This is a genomic window from Streptomyces sp. P17, assembly GCF_032436805.1.
Lineage (GTDB): Bacteria > Actinomycetota > Actinomycetes > Streptomycetales > Streptomycetaceae > Streptomyces.
The window spans coordinates 1-1,833 of record NZ_JAVRBF010000166.1 but is presented as its reverse complement, the minus strand read 5'-3'; the positions used below and the strand labels follow the sequence as shown (position 1 = coordinate 1,833).

Below are 1,833 nucleotides of genomic sequence, written 5' to 3'. Positions count from 1 at the left end.
TGTCGGCGACGCCTGAAAACTGGCTCACGAACGGCGGATCAAAAGTGACCCACTCCGTGATCTTCTGACCATTCTGACTTCTGACAGGGAGTCAGGAGGAGAGGGTGATCCGCGTGGAGGACTGGGCAGAGATCCGCAGGCTGCACCGCGCTGAGGGCATGCCGGTCCGGGCTGTCGCCCGGCACCTGGGCATCTCGAAGAACACCGTGAAGAAGGCCCTGAACACCGACCGGCCGCCGAAGTACACCCGTGCCCCGGCGGGCTCCGCGGTCGATACCTTCGAACCCGCGATCCGCGAGCTGCTGAAGGCCACCCCCACCATGCCCGCCACTGTCATCGCCGAGCGGATCGGCTGGCAGCGGGGGATGACCGTGCTCAAGGAGCGGGTGCGTGAGCTGCGGCCCGCGTATCTGCCCGCTGACCCGGTCTCGCGCACCGTCTACCAGCCCGGCGAGATCGCCCAGTGCGACCTGTGGTTCCCGCCGGCCGAGATCCCCCTCGGCTACGGGCAGGCCGCCTCCCCGCCGGTCCTGGTGATGGTGGCCGGCTACTCGCGGGTGATCACCGCCCGCCTGCTGCCCTCCCGGCAGGCCGGCGATCTGATCGACGGGCACTGGCGGCTGCTGTCCGAGTGGGGCGCGGTGCCCAGGACGCTGGTGTGGGACAACGAGGGCGCGGTGGGCCGGGGCGGGAAGCTGACGGCTGAGTTCGCCGCTCTGGCCGGACTGCTGGGCGTGCGGGTCTTCCAGACCCGCCCCCGCGATCCGGAGGCGAAGGGACTGGTCGAGCGCGCCAACGGCTACCTGGAGACCAGTTTCCTGCCCGGCCGCACCTTCAGCGGGCCGGCCGACTTCAACGCCCAGCTCGGCGGCTGGCTGAAGGTGGCCAACCGGCGCCGCCACCGCACCATCGACGCCCGCCCGGCCGACCGCTGGGAGGCAGACCGGGCCGGGATGCTCGCCCTGCCGCCCATCGACCCGCCCGCCTGGTGGCAGCTGACCATGCGTCTGGGACGCGACCACTACGTCCGCGTGGGCACCTGCGACTACTCCATCCACCCGCGCGCGATCGGCCACAAGGTGACCGTGCGGGTCGACACCCAGACCGTGTCCGCCACCTGCAACGGCACACAGGTGGCCTGGCACCCGCGCTGCTGGGCCCGCCACCAGACCCTCACCGACCCCGCACACGCCGAGGCCGCCCGCCTGCTGCGCGGCGAGTTCCTGCACGCCAGAGCCGCCGCGGCGGCACACACGGCACCGGCCGAAGTGGAGGTCGAGCAACGCTCGCTGGCCGGCTACGACCGCATGTTCACCGTCATCGACGGCGGCGCGGAGAGCGACGGCGCCGGCCACGACGGGGCGGAGGCGTCCTGATGCCCTCCACCACCGCGGCCAAGGCCACCACCGGCACCACGGCCGGCCGCCGCACCGGCGAGCAGACAGCCTCCGACCTGGCCTTCTACTCCCGCGCCATGAAAGCCCCGGCACTGCTGGACGCCGCCGAACGCCTAGCCGAACGCGCCCGGACCGAAGCATGGACCCACACCGAGTACCTGGTGGCCTGCCTGCAGCGGGAAGTCGCCGCCCGCGAGTCGCACGGCGGCGAGGCCCGTATCCGCTCCGCCCGCTTCCCCGCGATCAAGACGATCGAGGAGCTGGATGTCACCCATCTGCGCGGCATGACGCGCCAACAACTCGCGCATCTGGGAACATTGGACTTCATCACCGGCAAGGAGAACGCGATTTTCCTCGGGCCGCCGGGCACGGGCAAGACGCACCTGGCCATCGGGCTCGCGGTCCGCGCCTGCCAGGCCGGACACCGCGTCGCATT

2 protein-coding genes are annotated in these 1,833 nt (G+C 71.5%); both read left to right on the top strand.

Annotation, left to right across the window (positions count from 1 at the left end; genetic code table 11):
* The first annotated feature begins 104 nt into the window (after positions 1 to 104).
* A complete protein-coding gene (gene istA / locus RMT89_RS40080; RefSeq protein WP_315888679.1) occupies positions 105 to 1,376 on the top strand; it encodes an IS21 family transposase in 1,272 nt (423 codons plus the stop codon).
* Positions 1,376 to 1,833 (top strand): ATP-binding protein (locus RMT89_RS40075; RefSeq protein WP_315888678.1); only part of this gene is annotated, 458 nt, incomplete at its 3' end. The genes istA and RMT89_RS40075, both read left to right, overlap by 1 nt.